The 21732-nt window shown below is 71.3% G+C and carries 23 protein-coding genes; 12 read left to right on the plus strand and 11 right to left on the minus strand.

The window, feature by feature from the left end; genetic code table 11:
- From KV106_RS13430 to KV106_RS13455, 6 genes are all read left to right on the plus strand, one after another.
- Positions 1-370, plus strand: a 370-nt coding sequence (locus KV106_RS13430; RefSeq protein ID WP_261210701.1) for a divalent metal cation transporter, incomplete at its 5' end; no start/stop codon positions are given.
- A gap of 276 nt (positions 371-646) precedes the next feature.
- Positions 647-1381, plus strand: a complete 735-nt coding sequence (locus tag KV106_RS13435) for a hypothetical protein (protein WP_057595892.1) — start codon at positions 647-649, stop codon at positions 1379-1381.
- Positions 1382-1426: 45 nt separating this feature from the next.
- Complete coding sequence (locus KV106_RS13440) at positions 1427-1945, plus strand: GTP-binding protein (protein ID WP_082321702.1); 519 nt, start codon at positions 1427-1429, stop codon at positions 1943-1945.
- Between the two features lie 32 nt (positions 1946-1977).
- Positions 1978-2361, plus strand: a complete 384-nt coding sequence (locus KV106_RS13445) for a roadblock/LC7 domain-containing protein (protein WP_057595891.1) — start codon at positions 1978-1980, stop codon at positions 2359-2361.
- Between the two features lie 97 nt (positions 2362-2458).
- Entirely contained in the window at positions 2459-2818 is a 360-nt protein-coding gene (locus KV106_RS13450) for a hypothetical protein (protein ID WP_057595890.1), read from the plus strand.
- Between the two features lie 73 nt (positions 2819-2891).
- The gene (locus KV106_RS13455) at positions 2892-3764 is read left to right on the plus strand and encodes a D-alanyl-D-alanine carboxypeptidase family protein (RefSeq protein WP_261210702.1); all 873 of its coding nucleotides are present in this window, start codon (positions 2892-2894) and stop codon (positions 3762-3764) included.
- 16 nt (positions 3765-3780) lie between these two features.
- Here KV106_RS13455 and KV106_RS13460 read toward each other — a convergent pair whose 3' ends face one another.
- On the minus strand, positions 3781-5010 hold the full coding sequence (locus KV106_RS13460) for an MFS transporter (RefSeq protein WP_261210703.1): 1230 nt from the start codon (positions 5008-5010) through the stop codon (positions 3781-3783).
- A gap of 194 nt (positions 5011-5204) precedes the next feature.
- Between KV106_RS13460 and KV106_RS13465 the strand changes: the two genes are divergently transcribed.
- From KV106_RS13465 to KV106_RS13475, 3 genes are all read left to right on the plus strand, one after another.
- The gene (locus KV106_RS13465) at positions 5205-6113 is read left to right on the plus strand and encodes a LysR family transcriptional regulator (protein WP_409976517.1); all 909 of its coding nucleotides are present in this window, start codon (positions 5205-5207) and stop codon (positions 6111-6113) included.
- A gap of 27 nt (positions 6114-6140) precedes the next feature.
- On the plus strand, positions 6141-7040 hold the full coding sequence (locus KV106_RS13470) for a LysR family transcriptional regulator (RefSeq protein WP_057597782.1): 900 nt from the start codon (positions 6141-6143) through the stop codon (positions 7038-7040).
- 68 nt (positions 7041-7108) lie between these two features.
- Complete coding sequence (locus KV106_RS13475) at positions 7109-7882, plus strand: sulfite exporter TauE/SafE family protein (protein ID WP_261210705.1); 774 nt, start codon at positions 7109-7111, stop codon at positions 7880-7882.
- 11 nt (positions 7883-7893) lie between these two features.
- On the opposite strand, the gene KV106_RS13480 is transcribed toward KV106_RS13475, so the two are convergent.
- Genes KV106_RS13480 through KV106_RS13515 form a run of 8 tightly spaced genes read right to left on the minus strand, consistent with a single transcriptional unit; the run spans position 7894 to position 14900 of the window.
- Entirely contained in the window at positions 7894-9219 is a 1326-nt protein-coding gene (locus tag KV106_RS13480) for an MSMEG_0569 family flavin-dependent oxidoreductase (RefSeq protein WP_057598965.1), read from the minus strand.
- 37 nt (positions 9220-9256) lie between these two features.
- Positions 9257-9535 (minus strand): MSMEG_0570 family nitrogen starvation response protein, encoded by a 279-nt coding sequence (locus tag KV106_RS13485; protein ID WP_057594432.1) that lies wholly within the window; start codon positions 9533-9535, stop codon positions 9257-9259.
- Complete coding sequence (locus KV106_RS13490) at positions 9526-10743, minus strand: MSMEG_0565 family glycosyltransferase (RefSeq protein ID WP_261210706.1); 1218 nt, start codon at positions 10741-10743, stop codon at positions 9526-9528. The genes KV106_RS13485 and KV106_RS13490 overlap by 10 nt, the downstream gene beginning before the upstream one ends.
- Positions 10736-11749 carry a sll0787 family AIR synthase-like protein gene (locus KV106_RS13495; protein WP_261210707.1) on the minus strand — a complete coding sequence of 338 codons (1014 nt, stop codon included), beginning with the start codon at positions 11747-11749 and terminating at the stop codon, positions 10736-10738. The genes KV106_RS13490 and KV106_RS13495 overlap by 8 nt, the downstream gene beginning before the upstream one ends.
- Positions 11746-12306 (minus strand): MSMEG_0567/Sll0786 family nitrogen starvation N-acetyltransferase, encoded by a 561-nt coding sequence (locus KV106_RS13500; protein WP_261210708.1) that lies wholly within the window; start codon positions 12304-12306, stop codon positions 11746-11748. Before KV106_RS13500 ends, KV106_RS13495 begins: the two co-directional genes overlap by 4 nt.
- Before the next feature lies 1 nt (position 12307).
- Complete coding sequence (locus KV106_RS13505; protein ID WP_261210854.1) at positions 12308-13378, minus strand: MSMEG_0568 family radical SAM protein; 1071 nt, start codon at positions 13376-13378, stop codon at positions 12308-12310.
- The gene (locus KV106_RS13510) at positions 13341-14414 is read right to left on the minus strand and encodes a Nit6803 family nitrilase (protein ID WP_261210709.1); all 1074 of its coding nucleotides are present in this window, start codon (positions 14412-14414) and stop codon (positions 13341-13343) included. The genes KV106_RS13505 and KV106_RS13510 overlap by 38 nt, the downstream gene beginning before the upstream one ends.
- Positions 14415-14417: 3 nt before the next feature.
- Positions 14418-14900 carry an MSMEG_0572/Sll0783 family nitrogen starvation response protein gene (locus KV106_RS13515; RefSeq protein WP_057594427.1) on the minus strand — a complete coding sequence of 161 codons (483 nt, stop codon included), beginning with the start codon at positions 14898-14900 and terminating at the stop codon, positions 14418-14420.
- 357 nt (positions 14901-15257) lie between these two features.
- Between KV106_RS13515 and KV106_RS13520 the strand changes: the two genes are divergently transcribed.
- From KV106_RS13520 to KV106_RS13530, 3 genes are all read left to right on the plus strand, one after another.
- Positions 15258-16685: an aminotransferase-like domain-containing protein gene (locus KV106_RS13520; RefSeq protein ID WP_409976518.1), complete on the plus strand. Its 1428-nt coding sequence runs from the start codon at positions 15258-15260 to the stop codon at positions 16683-16685.
- Positions 16686-16849: 164 nt separating this feature from the next.
- The gene (gene shkS, locus KV106_RS13525) at positions 16850-18268 is read left to right on the plus strand and encodes a surface-behavior sensor histidine kinase ShkS (protein WP_057594426.1); all 1419 of its coding nucleotides are present in this window, start codon (positions 16850-16852) and stop codon (positions 18266-18268) included.
- A 155-nt stretch (positions 18269-18423) separates the two neighbouring features.
- Positions 18424-19635: a PKD domain-containing protein gene (locus KV106_RS13530; protein ID WP_261210710.1), complete on the plus strand. Its 1212-nt coding sequence runs from the start codon at positions 18424-18426 to the stop codon at positions 19633-19635.
- 84 nt (positions 19636-19719) lie between these two features.
- Here KV106_RS13530 and KV106_RS13535 read toward each other — a convergent pair whose 3' ends face one another.
- Entirely contained in the window at positions 19720-20319 is a 600-nt protein-coding gene (locus tag KV106_RS13535) for a response regulator transcription factor (RefSeq protein ID WP_057594424.1), read from the minus strand.
- Positions 20320-20393: 74 nt separating this feature from the next.
- Positions 20394-21731 (minus strand): tryptophan--tRNA ligase, encoded by a 1338-nt coding sequence (locus KV106_RS13540; RefSeq protein WP_261210711.1) that lies wholly within the window; start codon positions 21729-21731, stop codon positions 20394-20396.
- Position 21732 lies beyond the last annotated feature (1 nt).

Here is a 21732-nt window from a genome sequence, read left to right on the forward strand (position 1 = left end):
CCTGCTGGCGCTGCCGGTGCTCGGCGGTTCGGCCGCCTATGCCTGCGCCGAGTTCCTGCGCGTGCGCCGCGGACTCGAGCAGCCGGTGGGCGCCGCGCCGGCCTTCTACGGCATCCTCGCGGCCGCCATGGTCTGCGGCATCGGCATCAGCCTGTGCGGCGTCGATCCGATGAAAGCGCTCGTGTGGGCGGCGGTGCTCAATTCGCTGATGTCGGTGCCGATCATGGTCGGCGTCATGTGGGCCGCCGGCAGCCGCCGCCTCATGGGCGAACTGGTGCTGCCGCTGCACTGGCGGGTGCTGGGCTGGGCCGCGACCGCGGTCATGGCGCTGGCGACCCTGGCCTTTCTCTGGACCAGCCTGCGGTCCTGAGCATCCGCCGCCCGCGGTGGGTCGCCTCGTTTCCGTTTCCACCGATTCCCGTAGGACTTAGTCGGGTTTTGTAATCTAGTGTGTTTAATTGCAACGAGTGTTATATTTTTGGCGAGTAACACTGGTTAACACTTAGGCATTCAATCAAAGGCGGGCCGCGAGGCTTCCCGGGGATGTTTCATCGATGGAAGCGCTTGAATTGCCATTCGGACTGCAAAAACGCCCCAATTTGGTGCGATCTTGGGCGAGTGCCGCCCAGCCACCTGCGGACCGCCCATGACCGGTTCCAGCGCCTCGACCCGCGACCGCCGGCCGCTGCTGAGCTTCAGCATCGAAGGGCTGCCGGCCCGCGACGAACTGCTTTTCAAGTCGCTGGTGCGGCTGCTCGACCACCGCACCCACCAGCACTGGGCCTGGCAGGTCGAGGGTGCCGACCTGCGCGTGGTGGGCGACCGGGCCGCGGCGCTGTCGGCCGAGGCGGCCGATTCGCCGCTGCCGCCGGTGCCGTTGCTGACCGTCGGCGACACGCCGCCGCCGCGCGGCCCCTTCCTGCGGCTGCCGCTGCATGCCGATGCGCTCGAGGCCATGCTCAACCGGCTTGGCGCGATGGTGGTCCATGCACGCGACCTGGGCCTGGCGGCATCGGCCGAACGCGGCGCGCGCGGCGAGGAATACCGCCTGCTGCGCTGGCCCTCGGTCGCGCTGCTCGACTCGGCCGTGCGCATGAAGCTCGCGACCCTGCTCGCGAGCCGCCCGGCCACGCTGGCGGCGCTGCAGCAGCGCTCGAACGCCAGCGCGCAGGAATGCGCCGATTTCATCGCCGCGCTCGAGCGCGCCGGCTTCGTGGCGGCCAGCGGCGGCGGCGCCGCGCGCGCGCCCGAGTCGATCTGGCCCGATTCGCAGGTCCACCCCGCCGCCGAGGCGACGCCCCCGGCGCGCGAGGTGCAGCCCGGCCTGCTCGCGCGCATCCGCAGCCGCCTCGGGCTGCTGTCCTCGGGATCGCGCGCCTGATGCGCCGCGATTCGCCCTCATGACCCCCACCGATTCCGACTGAGCGTGGAGCACAAGATCCTTTTCACCGGCACCATGGGCGCCGGCAAGACCACCGCCATCGCGGCCGTGAGCGAGATTGCGCCGGTGCGCACCGAGGTGCGCAACAGCGACACCTCGGTCGCCAAGGCCACCACCACCGTCGGCCTGGATTACGGCGAGCTCACGCTCGACAACGGCGAGAAGCTGCGCCTGTACGGCACGCCCGGCCAGATGCGCTTCGACTTCATGTGGCGCATCCTCGCGCGCGGCGCGCTCGGCCTCGTGATCCTGGTCGACAACAGCCGCCCCGATCCGCTGGCCGACCTCGAGGTCTACCTCGACGGCTTCGCCGAACTCATCGCGCAGACCGCCTGCGTGGTCGCGGTGGGCCGCACCGAGACCCATCCCGAACCCGGCCTCGACGCCTATGCCCAGCGCATGCAGGACAAGGGCGTGCTGTGCCCGGTGCTGCCGGCCAACGTGACCGATCCGCAGCAGGTGGTGCAGCTGCTCGAGCTGCTGCTGATCCAGCTCGAGGCCTGAGCGCCGCCCCTTTCTTTCCTTTCTCTTCCGACATGAACATTCCACCCCGCCTCAAGGACGCCGCCGAGTCCGCCGTCGACACGCTCATGCGCGAGATCAAGGGCGTGAAAGCCGTCGTGATCTCGACCGAGGACGGCCTCGAGCTGGCCGCGCGCGTGGAGAACACCGCGCAGGTCGCGCGCCTGTCGGCCATCGCGAGTTCACTGGCCGCGCTCGGCGCGGTGGCCGGCGAGGAGAGCGGCCTGGGCCGGTGCGAGAACGTCGCGATCGAGTCCGCGCTGGGCCACATCCTGATGCTGCAGGCGCGCCACGACGAGGCCGACCTGATCGTGAGCGTGGTCGCGGGCAAGGACGCGGTCATCGGCCAGGTCCTGTACTTCGCCAAGCAGGCGACGCTGGCGCTGCAGCGCGCCTGAGGCACGGGTCCTCCCTTCACTGTTACCAACCGGCCGCCGCTCATCACTCGCCCGGGTGGCGGCCGATCCTCAGGGCGATGGACTACGAAAGACAGCGATGGCAAATATCAAGCAATCCATGGACGAACTGATGACGATCGACGGCGCCCTGTGCGCGGCGCTGGTCGACTCCGGCAGCGGCATGATCCTGGGCCAGGTCGGCTCGGGCGTGGACCTCGAAGTGGCGGCCGCGGGCAATACCGAGGTGGTGCGCGCCAAGAACAAGACCATGCGCGCGCTCGGCCTGAACGACACGATCGAGGACATCCTGATCACGCTCGGCCGCCAGTACCACATCATCCGCCCGCTGCAGAAGCACGAAGGCCTGTTCGTCTACCTGGTGCTCGACAAGTCGAAGTCGAACCTCGCGCTCGCGCGCCGCAAGACGCAGGACGTGGAGCAGGCCCTCGCCGTCTGACGCGGCGCGCGTCGGCAACGGACAATGCCGGCGGCACGCACCACGCCGCCGACCCCACGCCGGACTCCGCCGATTGAAGCCCTTTCCCCCCGCCCCGCCGTACCGCATCGTCGCAGCGGACCAGCTGCCGCCGGACCTCGAGCAGGCCGCGGGGCTCGACTGGAAAGCCGCGCGGGTGCTGTCGTCCGCGCCCGCCGAGGCAGCGCGCGACCAGGCCGCGCCGGCCCTGCCGCCGGCCGCGAGCTGGGCGCTCTACGACCTCGCGGCCGACCGGCTGCTGGGCCACGAGCCCGCCGCCGGCAGCTATCCGCCGGCCGGCCTCGCCAAGCTCGCGACCGCGATGCTGGTGGAGCGCAAGCTGGTCGCCGAGCAGCGTGACCGGCGCGCCGAGCGCACGCCGATCGCGGTCGGCGCCGAGGCCATGGTGCGGCTGTCGGTGCAGCGCCTGCTCGAGGCCGTGCTGATCGCCTCGTCCGACAGCGCGGCCTTCGCGCTCGCCGCCTGGCACAGCGGCACCACCGAGGCCTTCGTCGAGGCCATGAACCGCCAGGCCGTGGCCTGGGGCCTGCGCGACACCCGCTTCGCCTGTCCCGCGGGCCAGGACGAGAGCGCGCGCAGCAACGCGGTCGACGTGCTGCGGCTGGCGGCGCGGCTGATGCGCGACCATCCGGCGCTCGCCGCCATCGCCGGCAAGACCCGGCTCGACCCCTGGGAGCAGGCGCTGCCCAACGTCAACCTGCTGCTGGGCACGGTGCGCGGCGTCGACGGCCTGGCCGCGGCCTTCTCGCCCGCGACGGGCGCGCACCAGATCGCCACCGCGGCGCACGAGGGCCGGCGCCTGCTGGCCGTGGTGCTCGGCGCGCCGGACCGCGTGGTCTGCGCCCGGCTCGCGGCGGCGCTGCTGCGCAAGGGTTTCTCGATGCCGGTGGCGGCGGCGCCGGCCTGAGCGCCGCGGCCGGCTGTCAGGCGCGGCCCGACATCGGCCACAGCCGCACGGCCAGCGCCGCGGCCGAGGAGGCGATCGCCAGCGCCGTCACCGCGGCCCAGCCCCATTGCGCGAGCGCCAGCGCACCCACCGCGGAGCCGATCGCCATGCCGATGAACATCGCCGTGAACAGCACCGCGTTGAGCCGGCTGCGCGCGCCGGGCTCGATGCCGTAGACGATGGTCTGGTGCGCGATCAGCGTGGCCTGCACGCCGAGGTCGAAGCCGATCACCGCCACCACGATCACCGCGAGCTGCGCGCCGGGCGCCATCAGCGGCGCGAGCGCCATCACCGCGAACGAGACCACCACCAGCGCGGCGCCCAGCCGCGTCACCAGTTCCGGGCCGCGGCGGTCGGCCAGCCGGCCCGCGAGCGGCGCGGCCAGCGCGCCGGCCGCGCCGGCCAGGCCGAAGGCGCCGGCCGCGGTGCTGCCGAGGTGGAAGGGCTGGCCGTGCAGCATCACGGCCAGCGTGGACCAGAAGGCGCTGAAGCCGATCGAGATCAGCCCCTGCGCCCAGGCCGCGCGGCGCAGCGCGCCATGGCGTTGCCACAGCGTGGCCAGCGAGCGCAGCAGCGCGCCGTAGGCCAGGTGCGTGGTGGCCTTGAAGCGCGGCAGCCCGCGCCAGGCGGCGGCGCCGATCAGCGCGATGCTGGCGGCGGCGGCCACGAACATCGTGCGCCAGCCGAAGTGCTCGGCCACGAAGCCGCTGACCACGCGAGACAGCAGGATGCCGAACAGCAGCCCGGTCATCACCGTGCCCACGGTCTTGCCGCGGCTGGCCTCGGGCGCCAGGGTGGCGGCGGCGGGCACGATGTCCTGCGCCATGGTGGCGGCCAGCCCGATCGCCAGGCTCGCGGCCAGCAGCATGCCGATCGAGGGCGAGGCGCCCGCGAGCAGCAGCGCCACGCACAGCACGGCCGCCTTGGCGAGGATGATGCGGCGCCGGTCGTAGCGGTCGCCCAGCGGCGCCAGGAACAGGATGCCCAGCGCATAGCCGAGCTGGGTCAGCGTGGGCACGAAGCCGACCGTGCGCGTCGGCGCGCCGATGTCGGCCGCGAGCACGCCCAGCATCGGCTGGCTGTAATAGAGGGCGGCCACCGCGAAGCCGGCGCCGCTGGCGAGCAGCAGCACCAGCGAGGCGGGCAGGGCCGGGGCGGCCGGCGCCAGCGGCTTGGTGCCCGCATGCGCTGCTTGAATGGAAGACATGGTATTTACCCTTGGATTCGGCGGAAAGTGCGCGGAGTTTGCAGGGCGGAGCGCTCGAACGGTAGCCCTCGGCAGCGAACAACGCCTATACGTTTGACGCATACAAGGCGCAGAATCCCGCGATGGCATCGAATTCCGCTCCCGAAACGCCCGCCGTTCTCCCGGCCGCCGTCCCGGCCGACCGTGTCGAGCTCATGCAGACCTTCGTCCGCATCGTCGAGGCCGGCAGCCTGTCGGCCGCCGCGGCCCAGCTCGGCATGAGCCAGCCCACCGTGAGCCGGCGCCTGCAGGCGCTTGAGCGCTCGCTCGGGCTGCGCCTGCTGCGGCGCTCCACCCACGGCATGAAGCTCACCGAGGACGGCGAACGCTGCTTCGCGCGCGCGAAGGAACTGCTGGCCGACTGGGCCGCGTTCGAGGACGAGCTGCGCGGCGCCGGCCGCGCGGCCGAGGGCACGCTGCGCGTGATCGCGCCGCATGCGCTCGGGCAAGACCTGCTGATGCATCCGCTGTACCGCTACCTGCGCGAGAACCCGCGCGTGGACGTCGAATGGCTGCTGCACGACCGGCGTCCCGACTTCATCACCGAGAACATCGACTGCGCGATCCAGGTCGGCGAGATCGACGACCCCTCGGTGGTGGCGCTCAAGCTGTCGGAGATCCCGCGCATCGTGGCCGCCGCGCCGGCGCTGATGGAAGGCCGGTCGCCGATCGCGCATGCCTCCGAGCTCGCGGCGCTGCCCTGGCTGGCGCTGCGCACCTTCTACCGCACCGAGCTGCGGCTCTCGCACGTGACGACCGGCGAGGAATGCCGGGTGCCGATCCGCCCGCGCCTGAGCACCGACGGCCTCTACGCGCTGCGCAACGCGGCCGTGCTGGGGCTCGGCGCCTGCATGGGCTCGGCCTGGCTGCTCAACGACGACATCGCGCGCGGCCGGCTGCTGCGGCTGGTGCCGCAATGGCAGGCGCCGCCGCTGCCGGTGTACCTCGTTTATCCGCAGACGCGCTTCCAGTCGGCCAAGCTGCGGCATTTCATCGAGGCGGTGCGCGCCGCGCTGCCGCGCGCGATCGACGTGGCCGATTCGCTCGCGGGCGTGGTGGCCTGAGGCACGGCGACGCCAGCGGAGGACTTCATGCTCACCCACAAGCAGTTGCGCTACTTCGTCGACATCGTCGATGCCGGCAGCTTCAGCCTCGCGGCGGAACGTCTCTACATCGCGCAGTCGGCGCTGAGCCGGCAGGTCAAGGAGATGGAAACCCAGCTGCAGGTGCCGCTGCTCGAGCGCGGCACGCGCCAGCTCGAGATGACGCCGGCCGGCCGTTCGCTGTATGCCGACGCGCGCCAGATCCTGCGCGCGCTCGATGCCGCCGCGCTGGGCGCGCGCCAGGCGCAGCGCGGCATCGAGGGCACGGTGCAGCTGCTGCATTCGAGCTCGGTGCCGCTGTCGCCGGTGCTGCTCGGCGCGCTGCGCTCGCATGCGCTGCGCTGTCCGGGCGTGGCGATCGAGGTCGCGCAGGCCTCGTCCGAGCACCAGGCGCTCGACATCGCCGAGGGCCGCGCCGACATCGGCCTCGCGCGCGCGCCGGTGCTGCGCCGCCATCCGGGCGTGGGCCATGCGCCGCTGTTCGACGAGCCGCTGGTGGTGCTGCTGCCCGCCGCGCACGCGCTGGCCGGGCGCGCGAGGCTGCGGCTCGCCGAGCTGCGTGCCGAGCCCTTCGTCGCGTTGCCGCACCGCGAGCGCGGCGGACTCAGCCATGCGGTGGCCGAGCTGTGCCGCGCCGAGGGCTTCGAGCCCGTGGGCGCGCAGGTGCGCTCGCGCAAGTGGTCGCAGCTCGCGCTGGTGCAGGCCGGCTTCGGCCTCGCGATCGTGCCGGCCTCGATGGCCGCGCTGGCGCCCGCGGGCGTGCGCGCGCTGCCGCTCGACGGCGAGGGCTGCCGCAGCGGCGTGCTGGTGCTGTGGCGCGAGGGCGGGCCGCGGCATGCGCTCGCGCTGCGCGAGTCGCTGCAGGCCGCGTTCGCGCCAGCGATCTGATTTCGAGATCGCCGCACGCCGCATTCGGCATTGTCGCGGCGCGGCGCCAGCGCCTAGATTCGCGTCCCATGACCTTGTCGTCGTCCCTGCAGCACCTGCTGCCCTTCACGCCGCTGCAACTGCTGGCCATCTGCGCCGGCATCGTCGCGGCCTACGTGATCTTCGGCATCGCCGGCTTCGGCACCGCGCTGGTCGCCGGGCCGGTGCTTGCGCAGTTCGTGCCGGTGGCCACGGTCGTGCCGCTGCTGGCGCTGCTCGACTTCGTCGCGGCCGTGGTCAACGTGAGCCGCGATGCCGGCGCGGCCGACCGCGCCGAGCTGCGCCGGCTGGTGCCGCTGATGGCGTTCGGCAGCCTCTTGGGCGCCGCGCTGCTGCTGCTGGGACGGCCGCAGGCGATGCTGCTGGCGCTGGGCATCTTCGCGGTCGCCTATGCGCTGTATGCGCTCAGCGGCTGGCGGCCGGTCGCGCGGCTCTCGGCGCGCGCGGCCGTGCCCTTCGGCTTCGTCGGCGGCATCTTCTCGGCCATGTTCGGCAGCGGCGGCTTCATCTATGCGATCTATCTCGCGGGCCGCATCGACGAAAAGGAACGCGTGCGCGTCACCCAGTCCACGCTGATCGGCCTCAGCACGCTCACGCGCGCGCTGCTGTTCCTGGCAGCGGGCGTGTATGCCGAGGTCTCAATCCTCGCGCTGGCCGTGCTGCTGCTGCCCGCGATGCTGCTGGGCACCGCGCTGGGCCGGCGCATCACGCTGCGGCTGTCGCGCGAGCAGTTCCTGCGCGTGGTCGCGCTCGCGGTGCTGTGCTCGGGCGCGTTCCTGATCGTGCGCTACGCGATGGGCTGAAGCCCGTGCGCTCAGGCCGCCTGCAGCCGGGGCGGCGCGACCTCGGGTTCCGCGCGCAGTTCGGCGCGCCGCGCGGCGATCGCCTCGGCAAGGAACTCCGCGTCGCGCGCCACGCCCGAGAAACGTCCCGAGCCCCAGGTATGCAGCCACGGCAGCCCGAGGAAGTACAGCCCCGGCTCGCGCGTGACGCCGCGCTGGTGCACCGGGTGGCCGCGGCCGTTGAACACCGGTGCGTCGACCCAGGCGAAGTCGGGCGAGAAGCCGATGCACCACAGCACGCTGGTGATGCCCGCGGCCGCGAGATCGAGCCGGGTGCGTTCCTCGGCCGGCTCCCACACGGGCGCGTAGACCGAGGGCGGCGGCGCCTCGATGCCGTTGGCGGCGATGAACTTGTCGATCGAGGCGTTGATGCCGTTGTAGATGCGGTCGGCATGGTCGAGGTGCTCGCGCAGGTTGGGCTGGAACTGCAGCACGCCCTGGTCCAGGTCGGTCAGCAGGCCGAACAGTTCCATGCCCTCGCGCGCGAAGCGCCGCAGGTCGATGTCGCGCCCGCCGTCGCGGCCGGTCACGTAGTGGTTGGTGTTGTCGCGCACGCCCTCGCGCAGCGGATGGGCGGTGACCGGCATGTCGTAGTACTGCATGTCGGCCAGCCAGTCGACCACCTCGCGGCCGCGGTAGAAGCGCGCGCAGCGCGGTGCGTCGCCCGTGGCCAGGTAGACCTTGCGGCCGGCCAGGTGCAGGTCCTCGGCGATCTGCGCGCCCGACTGGCCGCAGCCCACCACCAGCACCGCGCCCTCGGGCAGTTGCGCGGGGTTGCGGTACTGCGCCGAGTGGTACTGCGCCACCGAGGCCGGCAGCTTCTCGGCCAGCCGCGGCACGATCGGCTTGTGGTAGCCGCCCGAGGCCACCACCACCTGGTCGGCGGTGTAGAGGCCGGCGTCGGTCTGCACCTCGTAGCGGCCGCGCTCGCCGCTTTGCGGCACGTGCACCACGCGCTGCACCGTCACGCCCTCGAGCGCGGGCGGCTTCACCTGCGCCACGAAGCCCGCGAGCCAGTCGTTGATCTGATCCTTGACCATGAAGCCGTGCGGATCGTCGCCCTGGTAGGGCCAGCCCGGCAGCTGGCATTGCCAGTTGGGCGTGACCAGGCAGAACGAATCCCAGCGCTGCGTGCGCCAGCTGTGGACCAGGCTGCGCTTCTCGATCACGAGGTGGTCGATGCCGCGCTGCTGCAGGCAGTGGCTCAGCGACAGGCCGGCCTGGCCGCCGCCGACGATCGCCACGCTGTAGTGGCTGCGGCCGCCGTAGGGATGCTCGGGATGGGTGGGGTGGGACATGGGGTCTCTCTTTCTCGATGGGGGCGCAAGGGGGAGGTCAGTCGAAGGCCAGCACGGTGACTTCGGCGGCGGGCTCGAAGCGCGCGGCGATGCGCTCGATCTCGGCGAGCTGGTCCATCGCCTGCGAACAGGCGAAGCCATACTTCGCGCGCACGCGTTCGGAGGCGATGCCGAGCGCCTCGCGCGTGCGCCGCAGGAAATCGTCGAGCGCATAGCGTTCGCCGGGCGCGAGGAAGTCGCGCACCACCAGCGAGGGCGAGTAGCAGCGCGATTCGCTGGCATCGGGCCAGCGCACCTGGAAATGCATCACGGGCATGGGGCGGTCCTCGTCTCGATGGCGTGGGGGCGGCGCAGGCCTTCGCGGTAGAGGGCGACGTGCCGCTGCGCGCTCTCGGCCCAGCTGAAGTGCCGCGCGAGCCGGGCCGCCGATCGCGCGATGCGCGCGTCGTCGCGGCGCGCGAGCGCATCGGCCAGGGCCTGCGCGATCGAGCCGGCATCGAGCGGGTCGGCCCAGCTCACGTCCTCGGGCGCGAGGTAGTCGGTGAAGGGCGCGATGCGCGAGGCCACCACGGGCCGGCCGCTCGCCAGGCCTTCGAGCACCACCAGCCCGAAGCCTTCGCGCAGCGAGGGCATCGCGACCACGTCGGCCAGGCGATAGAGCGCGGGCATGTCCTCGTCGGCCAGCGGCCCGGTGAGCCGCACGGCACGGTCCGGACCTTCGGCCAGCCCGAGGCGCGCGAGCGCGCCGGCGAAGGCCTGCATGGCGGCGCTGTGGTCGAGCAGGCTCGCGCCGCCCGCGATCACCAGTTGCGCATCGGCCTGGCCCGGGCGCTGCCGCAGCAGCGCGAAGGCCTCGAGCAGGCGCAGCGTGTTCTTGCGCTCCTCGACGCCGCCGACGGCCAGCACCGTCGCGCCGGTACGGATGCCGAGTCGCCGCGCGAGCGCCGCGTCGCCGGCCTGCATGCGCGGCGAGAAGCGCGCGGTGTCGATGCCGTTCGCCACCTCCTGCGCCGCGATCCCATGGTGCCGAGCGAGATGCTCGCGCCACAGCCGGCTCACGCAGAACACCTGCCGCGCGCTGACGAAGGCCTGCTGCTGCCAGTGCGCGAGCTGCGCATCGGCGAAGTCGTCGAGGTGATGGACCGTGCGCACGAAGCCCTCGATGCGGCCCATGTCCTGCAGCCGTGCCAGCGCATTGCCGCCGATCGAATCGTGGGTGTGGAGCACGTCGAAGCGCTCGTGCTCGAGCAGCGCGCCCAGGTGGTCGACGAAGGCCGCGATGCGCGTGCGCACCATCGCCACCGTGTCGGCCGGCGTGCCGTGCACCGGCACGAGCTCGGCGCGGCAGGACGGTTCGCGGAAGAAGCGCTGGCCTGGCGCGGCCGGCGCGAACACGGTGACGGCATGGCCGGCCTCGTGCAGCGCACGCGCGAGTTCCAGCGTGTGGACCACGCCGCCGCGCGGGTTGACCGAATGCGTCAGCAGCCCGATGCGCAGCGGGCGCTCGAAGTGGTCTTCAGCCATGGCGGGCCTCCTCGCGCAGGCCGGACGGCGCCGGCGGCTGGATGAAGGCATCGCGGCTGAAGTCCCACAGCAGGGCCTCCTCGCCATCGGCGCGCAGGCGCACGGTGCGGCTCTCGTCCACGGTGCCGATCACGCCGCAGGCGATGTCGCGTGCCGCGAAGCGTGCGAGCACGCGCGCGAGCTGCGCCGGTGCCACGCTGAGCACGAAGCCGTAGCTCGGGAACGACGACAGCCAGCGCAACAGCGGCACGCCCTCGGGCTTCGGTAGCGCATCGAGCTCGATCGAGGCGCCCACGCCCGAGCATTCGAGCAGCATCATCGCGGTGCCGACCGCGCCGGCCATGCTGATGTCCTTGCCGGCGCGGCACAGGCCGGCCTCGGCCAGCGCGGGCAGCAGCTCGAGGTCGGCGCGCAGCCGCGCGGCCGGCGCGCGCGTCGAGGCGTTCCAGTAGGGGAAGGGCTCCTCGTAGGCGCCGCGCAGGTCGGCCGCCATCACCAGCAGATCGCCGGGCCGCGCATCGAAGCTCGTGATCAGCCGGCGCGCATGGCCGAGGATCGCGACCGCGAGCTGCGGCCGCTCGCTGCGGTTGTTGCTGTGGCCGCCGACGATCGGCACGCCATAGCGCGCCGCGGCCTCGGCCATGCCGCCGAGCACCTGGTCGGCCGGGTTCATGCCGCTGCTCCACAGCGCGTCGACCACCGCGGTCGGGCGCCCGCCCATCGCGTAGATGTCGCTCACGTTGACCATCACGCCGCAGTAGCCCGCGAACCAGGGCATGCGCACGATGAAGTCCTCGACCAGCCCCTCGATCGCGAACAGCAGGTAGCCGCCGCGGCCGTCGGGAATGGCGGCGCAGTCGTCGCCCACGGGTACGGCTTGCGCGAGCGCCGCGTGGCCGCCGGGCAGCGAGCGGCCCAGCGCCGCCACCACCTCGCTGATGTCGCGCTTGTGGGCGAAGCCGCGCGTGGCGCGCAGCGCTTCGGCGATCTCGGCGGCGCGGCTCATCGCGGCACCCTTGCGCGCGTGACGAAGCCGCTGACCGGATCGTGGCAGGGCGGATAGAAGCCGAGGTCGGCGCGCATGCGCGCATGCGCTCGGCCCTGCACCTCGCATTCGCCGAGCGTGGTCCAGCCGAGCTTGCGGAACAGCGGCTCGTTCTGCAGCTGCACCTGCGCGAGGAACAGCGTGCAGCCCAGCGCATGGGCGCGCGACACCGCGAGCCGGATCAGCGTCGCGCCCAGGTGGCCCTGGCTGCGGAAGGCCGGGTGCACCGCGAGCCGCGAGCCCCACCATTCGCCCGCGGCCGCGCCGCGATGGATGCGCACCGTGCCCACCACCTGCTCGGGCATGCCGGCGTTGCACGACATCGCGACCAGCAGCAGTGCATGGTCGTCGACCGCGTCGCGGTCGTCGCGCGCGAAGATGCCCTGCTCGATGCAGAACACGGCGCGGCGCAGCGCCATCGCCTCGTCGCGCTCCCATTGCTGGGAAGCCTCGCGCACGAGGTATTCGACCGGCGCGTAGGCCAGCGGCAGCTCGCTCCAGGCTTCGGCGGTCTTCATCTCAGGCCTCGTAGACGGACAGAGAAGAACACGCGCCGCACTTGCCGCAGCCGGCCTTGATGTCGGCCGAGCGCAGGCCGGCGGCCGCGACGCGCCGGCCCAGCGGCTCGAGCAGCGACTTCATGAACTCGGGCGTGGGCGCGGGATGGTCCTCGAGCGGCGTGCCGCTGATCGGCACGAAGGGCACGACGAAGGGGTAGACGCCGCGCGCGAGCAGCTCGTCGCAGACCGAGAGGATGGCCTCGCGCGAATCGCCGAGGCCCGCGAGGATGTAGGTGCTGACCTGGCCGCGGCCGAACACCGCCACCGCGGCCTCGAAGGCGCTCATGTAGCGCGACACCGGCACGCTGGCCTTGCCCGGCATGATGCGTTCGCGCACTTCGGGCGTGACCACCTCCAGGTGCATGCCCAGCGTGTCGATGCCCGCGGCCTTCATGCGCTGGAACCAGCGGTCGTCGTTGGGCGGCTCGCACTGGCCCTGGATCGGGATGTCGACTGCGGCCTTGATCGCGAAGGCGCTCTCGCAGAGCACCGCCGCGCCGCGGTCGGTGGCGTTGGGCGTGCCGGTGGTCAGCACCATGTGCTTCACGCCGTCGAGCAGCACGGCCGCGCGCGCCACCTCGGCGAGCTGCTGCGGCGTCTTGTGCGCGATGGTGCGGCCGGCCGCGAGCGACTGGCCGATCGCGCAGAACTTGCAGCTCTTGCGCCGGCTCTCGTAGCGGATGCAGGTCTGCAGCACGGTGGTGGCGAGCACGTCGCTGCCGTGCAAGGTGGCGATGTGCGAATAGGGCACGCCATCGAAGGTCTGCATCGCATAGAAGCGCGGCTGGCGCGGAAAGGCGATGTTCGCGATCGGGATGCTGCCGCGCATCACGCGGCTCACACCCTGCGCGTCGGGCGCCTCGGCCGTGAACGGCGAATGCCAGGCGCTCGCGGTGTGCACCGGCACCATGATCGTGTGGCCGTCGACCAGCACGGCCTTGTGGTCCGAGGGGCCGGCGCCGCCGCGGCGGCTGGCGGCACCCGCGCCGGGATCAACCAGCCGCAACCCGAAGGACTGGAGCTCCGTCATCAGCTGGCGGCTGTCCACCGGCGCGGGATTCGGTGCGGGGTTCGATGCGAGGGCGGCGGTCGTCGTCATGGTCGGGGCTCCGTGGGTGGGAAGAAAGGGTGTGCATCGGCACGGTGGTGGCCGCGGGCCGGTCGTCGATGGCGAGCGAGAGCAGCTCGGGGCGCGCGTAGTGGCCCACCGAATCCATCATTCGCTTGCGCTTGGCGATCAGCGCCATGTCGAGGTCGGCGATCACCATGCCCTCGCCCTCGGTGAGCGGCGGCGCGAGATGCCGGCCCTCGGGCGAGACGATGGCCGTGTGGCAGCCGCCGCGCAGCGCCTTCTGCAGGTTGGGGTCGGGCGTGACGCTGCGGATCTGCTCGTCGCTGAGCCAGCCGGTGGCGTTGACCACGAAGCAGCCCGACTCGAGCGCGTGGTGGCGGATCGTCACCTCCATCTGCTCGGCGAAGATCGGGCCCACCAGCGAGCCCGGGAACTGCGCGCAGTGGATCTCCTCGTGCTGCGCCATCAGGCTGTAGCGCGCCAGCGGGTTGTAGTGCTCCCAGCAGGCCAGCGCGCCGACGCGGCCGATGGCGGTGTCGACCACCTTGAGCCCGGCGCCGTCGCCCTGGCCCCAGACCATGCGCTCGTGGTAGGTCGGCGTGATCTTGCGGCGCTTGAGTGCGAGCGTGCCGTCGGCGTCGAACACCAGTTGCGTGTTGTAGAGGCTGCCGTGGTCGCGCTCGTTCACGCCGAGCACCACCACCACGCCGCGGGCGCGCGCCCGCTCGGCCACGGCCTGCGTGACCGGGCCGGGCACCACCACCGCGCGCTCGGCCAGCAGCAGGTGCGGCGCGCCCTGCAGCACCGGCGGCAGCACGAAGCTGAAGTAGGGGTAGTAGGGCACGAAGGTCTCGGGGAAGACCGCGAGCTGCGCGCCCTTCGAAGCGGCTTCGTCGATCGCGCTGCACACCCGATCGAGCGTGCCGTCGGGACGGTCGAAGTCCGGCGCGATCTGGATCGCCGCGGCACGGACGATGCGGGGTGCGGTGGCCATCGCTTACAGCGTCCAGGTGTCGAGGATGAAGGCGTTCTGCTTGCGGTGCAGCAGGATCAGGTCGAGCACGTCGAGCGGGTTGATCGGCTTGATGCCCTCGATCAGCGCGCCTTCGCCATGGCCGTAGAGCGCCTGCAGCGCGAAGCGGCAGGCGTAGACCTTGCCGCCCTCGGCGATGAAGGTGGCGATCTGCTTGTTGAAGTTCTGGTGGCCCGGGAAGGCCTCGTCGCCCAGGGTCGGGAAGCCGCGCTGCACGCCCAGCGTGACGCCGGGGCCGTAGAGCAGGATCGAGGTCTCGAAGCCCTTGCGCTTGAGGCGGGTGGCCTGCAGCAGGTTGACGAAGCCGATCGAGCCTTCGAAGGCCACGGTGTGGAAGGTCACGAGCGCCTTCTCGCCGGGCTCGGCCTTCACGTCTTCGAACACCTTCTCTTCGTAGTCGACGAGGAACTCGCCTTTTTCGTTGCGGGGACGGGTCACGGTGGGCATGGGGTACTCCGGTGAAAGGGATGAAGGAGAGGAACGCAGCAGCGTCTGCGCGCCTTCTTCTTCGCATGCCATGTGCCAGGGCGCGGGGCCCGCGATGCAATCAAGTTGCGATCAAGGCGCAGCGGTGCCGCATGCGGGCGCGAAAAAATTTCCGCGCGGGTGTCGCGGACGCGTCGCGCGGCCTTCGCGGCGGGCCGGGCCGCACCGTGGCGAAGCGTTCGGCGTGCGATCAATGCACCCGATCAATGGGGCTGATCGCACCCGTTCGAGGCATCGCCGGCCCTGGGAACCCCCAGGGGACGGGCACGTTTCCTGCGGGTTGATCGGTCCCCCGATGCAATCAATGGATGCAATCAAGTGGCCGCCACCGACACCGCCCCGATCGCCCCCGTCACGCTGCACTGGCGCAAGCAGCTGCGCGCCAGCGCCAAGCCGGCCTACCTGCTGCTGGCCGACCTGATCGCCGACGACATCCGCACCGGCCGGCTCGGCGCGCGCGACCGGCTGCCCACGCTGCGCGAGCTGGCGGCGGACCTGCAGCTCAACTACACGACCGTGGCGCGCGGCTACGCCGAGGCGCGCAAGCGCGGGCTGATCGACTCGCGCGCGGGCACCGGCACCTTCATCCGCACCGGCAGCCCGAGCCTGCGGCTGCGCGGCGGCAGCGGCGCCGAGATGACGATGAACATGCCGCCCGAGCCGCGCGACGAGCACCTGGTGGCGCGCATGCACGAGGGCGCCGCGCAGGCCTTCGCGCAGGCCGACCTCTACGACCTGCTGCGCTACCAGGACTTCGGCGGCACGGTGCACGACCGCGAGGCCGCGATGCAGTGGCTGCGCCCGCACGTGCCCGAGGCCGGCGTCGACCGCATCCTCGTGTGCCCCGGCATCCACGGCGTGCTGACCGCGCTGATCTCGCAGCTCGCGCGGCCCGGCGAGCTGGTGTGCGTGGAATCGCTGACCTATCCGGGCATCAAGGCCATCGCGGCCCAGCTCGGCGTGCAGCTGCATGCGCTGCAGCTCGACGACGACGGCCCGATCGCCGATGCCTTCGAGCACGCCTGCAAGACCCTGAAGCCCAAGGCGCTGTACTGCAACCCGACCCTGCTCAACCCCACCACCGGCACCGTGAGCCGCGCGCGGCGCGAGGCGCTGGCCGACGTGGCGCTGCGCTACGCCGTGCCGATCATCGAGGACGATGCCTACGGCATGCTGCCGCGCCAGATGCCGCCTACGCTCGCCACGCTGGCGCCCGCGCTGACCTACTACGTCACCGGCTTCTCCAAGTGCTTCGGCGCGGGGCTGCGCAGCGCCTATGTCTGCGCGCCGACCGCGCGCCAGTCGCAGCGGCTCGCGGGTGCCCTGCGCGCCACCACGGTGATGGCCTCGCCGGTCACCAATGCGCTGACCACGATGTGGGTCGAGGACGGCACGGCCGACGCCATGCTGCAGGCGGTGCGCGCCGAATCGGCCGCGCGCCAGCTGCTGGCCGCGCGCCACCTCGGCGGCCACGGGCTGCAGGCCCATCCCGAGGGCTTCCATGCCTGGCTGCCGCTCACGCCGGGCTGGAGCCCGGTCGAGTTCGCCTCCTTCCTGCGCACGCGCAACGTGGGCGTGGTCGCGAGCGCGGCCTTCTCGACCGACGGCGATCCGCCCGACGCGGTGCGCATCTGCCTCGGCGGGCCGATGTCGCGCGAGGAGTGCGACGACGCGCTGCGGCTGATCGCGGACACGCTGACGCATCCGCTGCATCCGCACGCGACGGTGCAGGAAAGAGCCTTCTAGCCACATCGGATCGTGGCGGCGGACGCGGAGCTTGTTACGGCGTGAAACACCGGACTACAGCCCGGTAAGATCGCCGGACTGGCCGGAACGCCGTTCCGGCCGCCGACTCCACCCGCACCCTCATCCATGGTTTTGGCCCGCTACCGAAGAAAAGGCGCTGCCTGATGGCGACCGCCGCCTCGATCACCAGCCTCACGCCCGTGCCGGCCTCCGCCGACGAGGCCGAGGCCTGGGTGCGCGGCGAGCTGATCCGCAGCCTGATGCGCTCGGCGCGCGGCTCCTACCTCGTGTCGGGCACCTTGATGGTCGGCATGGCGGCGCTCAACTGGTCGGCGCTGCCGCGCTGGGAGGTGCTGACCTGGCTCACCGCCGGCCTGATCTCGATGGCCTGCCGGGCCTGGGCCGCGCGCGTGTACGCGGTGCGCTACGTCGGGCGCAGCGCGCTGGCGCAGCAGCAGTACGCCGACCGCTATGCCTTCGTCTGGACCGCCAGCGCCTTCGTCTGGGGCCTGTCGGTGCTGCTGTTCTTCGAGCGCGTGCCGCAGGTCAACCAGTTCATCAGCTGGCTGGTGATCGCGGGCGTCGCGACCTCGCCGCTCAACGGGCTGGCGCTGCACCCGCCGCTGCTCAAGCGCTTCGTCAACACGCTGTTCGCCACCGTGCTCGGCTCGGTGCTGGTGCGGCTGGTGGTCATCAACCTCGAGCATCCGCAGTTCCAGTACGGCTTCCTGCTGCCGATCCTGCCCACGCTGCACTGGTACCTGCTGCTGCGCGCCGGCCACCACATCCACGAGACCGCGCGCAACAGCCTGGAGCTGCTGTTCCACAACCACATCCTGATCAAGTCGCTGACCCAGCAGCGGCAGGCGGCGGTGGCGGCCGTGGCGATGAAGAACCGCTTCCTCGCGAGCGCCGCGCACGACATGCGCCAGCCGGTGCTGGCGCTGTCGCTGTACGCCGACTGGCTGCGCAACGAGCCCGAGCTGGTGCTCGAGCTGGCACCGAAGATCGTGCGCGCCACCCATGCGGTCAATGCGCTGTTCGACTCCATGTTCGACCTCGCGCGCATCGACTCGGGCCAGGTGCGGCTGCACATCGAGCGCGTGGACATCGCCGAGCTGCTGCAGGACCTCGAGCTGCAGTACCGCCCCGTGGCCGAGAGCAAGGGGCTCGATTTCCGCGTCCACGTGACCGAGGGCAGCTTCCTCACCGACCCGATCCGCGTGCGCCGCATGATCGGCAACCTGCTGGCCAATGCGATCAAGTACACGCCCGAGGGCGGCGTGCTGCTGGCCTCGCGCCGCACGCGGGAGGGCATGCGCGTCGAGGTCTGGGACACCGGCATCGGCATCGCGCCCGAGCACCTGCGCGACGTGTTCCTCGAGTTCTACAAGGTGGCCGACCATGCCGGCACCTCCGATGGCTTCGGCCTCGGCCTGGCGATCGTCGCGCGCCTGTCGCACGTGCTGGGCCACCCGGTCAGCGTGCGCTCGCGCCTGGGCAGCGGCAGCGTGTTCCGCGTGGCGCTGCACGATGCGGACGAGGCGGTGGCGCAGGCGCGGGTGAGCGCGGCGGTGGGCTAGGAGCCTCCGCAGCATCAGGCCGACCTAGGGATTTGGCGCAGGGCCGAGGTGCCCGCTGCTGTTATCTTCCCCGCCATCTCGAAACGGAACCGCAGAGCCGCATCCAGCAGGCCGTTTCCGTTCTTTCAAGACAGGGCACGGGAGGGCCCGCAGAGATGATCCACAAGTTCAGATACGCCGTGGGAGCGGCCATGGTCGCGATGCTGTGCGCATGCGGTGGCGGAGGAGGCGGCGGTTCCGCCGGCTTCGCGTTCCTGCCGCCGGTTGCTCCGCCCGCGACGGGCGGGCCTTCCGGTCCGTCCGGGCCCTCGGAACCCGAAACCCCCACGCCCACCGACAGCGCGCCGCCGGTCGCCGCGGCCGCGAAGGCTTCGGCGGGCACGCTGGGGCTGGTCGCCACGCTCGACGGCAGTGGCAGCAAGGCGGCGCAGGGGCGCTCGCTCAGCTATGCCTGGGTGCTGCAGTCCAAGCCGCCGGGCAGCCAGGCGGTGCTGGCCGATGCGAATGGCGCGAAGCCGTCGCTGCTGCTCGACGAGCAAGGCGACTATGTGCTGCGGCTGGTCGTGAACGATGGCGTGAAGGACAGCGAGCCGGCGTACATCACCGTCACGCCCATGCTACCCGCCGCTACAGGTCCTTTGTTCAAGTTCGCGCTGGTCGAAACCGTCGCCGCGGTCGATCCGGGCCGATCGGGCTCGTACTCGGACTGCCAGGCCTGGCGCGCTGGAGACCATGTACGCGACTTCTGGCCGGTCGGCGTCAACGCGAGAGATTGCAACGGGGTAGGGACCCTTCCATCCGATTTCGAGGTGCGGTCGCGCGGGCTCGGCAGCCTGTTCGGGCTCGAACCCGAGCGTTTGCCCGTCTTCATTTCCACGGTCCTGGGAACGCCCAGGCTGGGCGTGTTTCCAGCGGATGCGCCGGCGACGCCGGTCAGCACGAGCTATGAAATTTCGCCGGACATCGTTGCGCTGGCACGCACGCCATTCGGCAAGAGCACGGGCGCGTCGCTCTACTTCTCGCTCAACGGCAATCGGATGGTCTATCTGCCCGACGATCCGCGGGTTCCGCCGGTGCGTCCGAAGGCGCGCTATCGGATCGTGGGTGCGGTGCTGCCCGAGAACGCGCCCGAGGGCTGGGAGGCTGCCGTGGAGATCACGGTCCGGTTGCGCGTGAATGCCAGCGATCTCCTCACGCCGGTCGCGAGCTTCGACGTCTACTCGAAGCGCTTCAGTGCGAATTTCTCGGAGGACGTGATGCTCGATCTCAACGCGGCTGTCTATCCACAGGCAGCCGGGGCGACGCAAGCGAGCTATCTGCTCGAGGTGACGCAGCAGGTGGCCTATCAGCGCAAGGCGCTGCCTTGAGGTCCGTACTGACCCCGCCCCGCGCCTGAAACGAAAAAGCCGCGCCCAGGGGCGCGGCTCATTCACTGCACTGCCGCAAGGGCCTCAGCCCGACAGCAACCCGTTCGTGCGCGCGTAATGCAGCGCCTGCGTGCGGCTCTTCACGCCGAGGCGGCGGAACAGGCGCCACAGGTGCACCTTCACCGTGTGCTCGCTGATCTCGAGGTCGGTGGCGATGTCGCGGTTGCTCATGCCCTTGTCGAGCATCGCGATCAGCTGGGTCTGGCGCTTCGAGAGCTTGCTGTTGCTGGCCAGCGGCGGCTCGTCGGTTTCTTCCGAGCCGGCCATCAGCAGGCCGCGCAGGGCCGCCGCCAGCTCGGCCGAGCTGGCCGACTTCTCGATGTAGGTGTCGGCACCGGCCTCGATGCAGGCGTCTTCCATGTCGGCCGAGGGCGCCGCCGAATAGACGGCGATCGGCACGTTGGGATAGACCTGCTTGACGGCGATCACGCCCGAAACGCCGTTGGTGTCGGGCAACTTCAGGTCGAGACAGAAGAGCGTGGGCGCTCCGCGCTGCGCGACGGAACTCGCGAGCTTGTCGAGCCGTTCGAGCTCGACGATGTTCTCGGCCGGACGAAGGCGCCGCAGGACCATCACGATCGCGTCGCGCATCAGGGGGTGGTCGTCGATGACATATATGCTCATGTTTTCTTCCTTTGTGATCGCACCGTCTTCTCTCTTCTCGTCCACCGGCGGATGGGCCGGTGGCGGTTGCCGGATCAGCCGCCCTTGGTGGTGGCGGTGGCCTCCGACAGTGCCTCCAGCGCCTCGCTCGCGGCGCGCAATCCTTCATCCGTGGCGATCGGCTCGAGCCGATCCGCATAAGTCGCCAAGGCCGCGCCGCGCTGCTCCTGCAGCGCCGCGATGGTACGGCCGGCCTCCTGCGGCGAGGCGAATGCTCGGCTCTGCAGCAGGGTTTCGCCGCTCGCGTCGAGCAGCTTGAAATAGAACATCCCGTCGCGTTCGCGGTATTGCTTGAAGCCGGCCTTGCCGGCCCCCTTGCCGCCCTTGCGCGCCTTGGCGCCGTCGCCCGCGTCGGCCAGGTTGCGCAGGCCGACGGCATGGCGCAGCCGCGTCATGAACGGGCGTGACAGCGCGCGCGCCTTGTCGGCACCGGCCAGCAGCGTGCGCTCGATCTGCGCCGGGTCGGCCATCAGCGCCTCGTAGCGCTCGCGCAGCGGCGCCACCTCGCGGTCGATGCGCTCGAACAGCACCTGCTTGGCGTCGCCCCAGGCGATGCCCTCGGCGTAGGACTTGCGCAGCGCCTCGGTTTCCTCGGCGCTCGCGAAGGCCTGGTAGATCTGGAACAGCGCCGAGCCCTCGGTCTCCTTGGGCTCGCCGGGCGCACGCGAGTCGGTCACGATGCTGGCGATCTGCTTTTGCAACTGGGCGCGCGGCGTGAACAACGGGATCGTGTTGTTGTAGCTCTTGCTCATCTTGCGGCCGTCGAGGCCGGGCAGGGTGGCGACGGCCTCGTCGATCTCGGCGTCCGGCAGCGTGAAGTGGTCGCCGTAGAGATGGTTGAAGCGCTGCGCCATGTCGCGCGCCATCTCGATGTGCTGCACCTGGTCGCGGCCCACGGGCACCTTGTGGGCGTTGAACATCAGGATGTCCGCACCCATCAGCACCGGGTACATGAACAGGCCCGCCGTGACGTCGGCATCGACGTCCTCGCCCTTGGCCGTGTTCTTGTCGACCTGGGCCTTGTAGGCATGGGCGCGGTTGAGCACGCCCTTGCCGGTGACGCAGGTCAGGAACCAGGTGAGCTCGGGGATCTCGGGGATGTCGGACTGGCGGTAGAAGGTGACGCGTTCGGGATCGAGCCCGCAGGCCAGCCAGCTGGCGGCGATCTCCAGGGTGGAGCGCTGGATCTTCGCGGGCTCCTGCACCTTGATGAGGGCGTGGTAGTCGGCCAGGAAGAAGTAGCTCTCGACGCCGGGTGCGACGCTCTGGCGCACCGAATGGCGGATCGAGCCGACGTAGTTGCCGAGATGGGGCGTGCCGGAGGGCGTGATGCCGGTGAGGACGCGCAGCGGGGAGGGGGAGGACGAAGCCATG

The organism is Variovorax endophyticus (assembly GCF_025376855.1).
Lineage (GTDB): Bacteria > Pseudomonadota > Gammaproteobacteria > Burkholderiales > Burkholderiaceae_C > Variovorax.

Coding starts and splice junctions, on each gene's coding strand:
- KV106_RS13435 (WP_057595892.1), top strand. CDS start 647: ATGACCGGTTCCAGCGCCTCGACCCGCGACCGCCGGCCGCTGCTGAGC.
- KV106_RS13445 (WP_057595891.1), top strand. CDS start 1,978: ATGAACATTCCACCCCGCCTCAAGGACGCCGCCGAGTCCGCCGTCGAC.
- KV106_RS13450 (WP_057595890.1), top strand. CDS start 2,459: ATGGCAAATATCAAGCAATCCATGGACGAACTGATGACGATCGACGGC.
- KV106_RS13460 (WP_261210703.1), bottom strand. CDS start 5,010: ATGTCTTCCATTCAAGCAGCGCATGCGGGCACCAAGCCGCTGGCGCCG.
- KV106_RS13465 (WP_409976517.1), top strand. CDS start 5,205: ATGCAGACCTTCGTCCGCATCGTCGAGGCCGGCAGCCTGTCGGCCGCC.
- KV106_RS13470 (WP_057597782.1), top strand. CDS start 6,141: ATGCTCACCCACAAGCAGTTGCGCTACTTCGTCGACATCGTCGATGCC.
- KV106_RS13475 (WP_261210705.1), top strand. CDS start 7,109: ATGACCTTGTCGTCGTCCCTGCAGCACCTGCTGCCCTTCACGCCGCTG.
- KV106_RS13480 (WP_057598965.1), bottom strand. CDS start 9,219: ATGTCCCACCCCACCCATCCCGAGCATCCCTACGGCGGCCGCAGCCAC.
- KV106_RS13485 (WP_057594432.1), bottom strand. CDS start 9,535: ATGCCCGTGATGCATTTCCAGGTGCGCTGGCCCGATGCCAGCGAATCG.
- KV106_RS13490 (WP_261210706.1), bottom strand. CDS start 10,743: ATGGCTGAAGACCACTTCGAGCGCCCGCTGCGCATCGGGCTGCTGACG.
- KV106_RS13495 (WP_261210707.1), bottom strand. CDS start 11,749: ATGAGCCGCGCCGCCGAGATCGCCGAAGCGCTGCGCGCCACGCGCGGC.
- KV106_RS13500 (WP_261210708.1), bottom strand. CDS start 12,306: ATGAAGACCGCCGAAGCCTGGAGCGAGCTGCCGCTGGCCTACGCGCCG.
- KV106_RS13505 (WP_261210854.1), bottom strand. CDS start 13,378: ATGACGGAGCTCCAGTCCTTCGGGTTGCGGCTGGTTGATCCCGGCGCG.
- KV106_RS13510 (WP_261210709.1), bottom strand. CDS start 14,414: ATGGCCACCGCACCCCGCATCGTCCGTGCCGCGGCGATCCAGATCGCG.
- KV106_RS13515 (WP_057594427.1), bottom strand. CDS start 14,900: ATGCCCACCGTGACCCGTCCCCGCAACGAAAAAGGCGAGTTCCTCGTC.
- shkS (WP_057594426.1), top strand. CDS start 16,850: ATGGCGACCGCCGCCTCGATCACCAGCCTCACGCCCGTGCCGGCCTCC.
- KV106_RS13530 (WP_261210710.1), top strand. CDS start 18,424: ATGATCCACAAGTTCAGATACGCCGTGGGAGCGGCCATGGTCGCGATG.
- KV106_RS13535 (WP_057594424.1), bottom strand. CDS start 20,319: ATGAGCATATATGTCATCGACGACCACCCCCTGATGCGCGACGCGATC.
- KV106_RS13540 (WP_261210711.1), bottom strand. CDS start 21,731: ATGGCTTCGTCCTCCCCCTCCCCGCTGCGCGTCCTCACCGGCATCACG.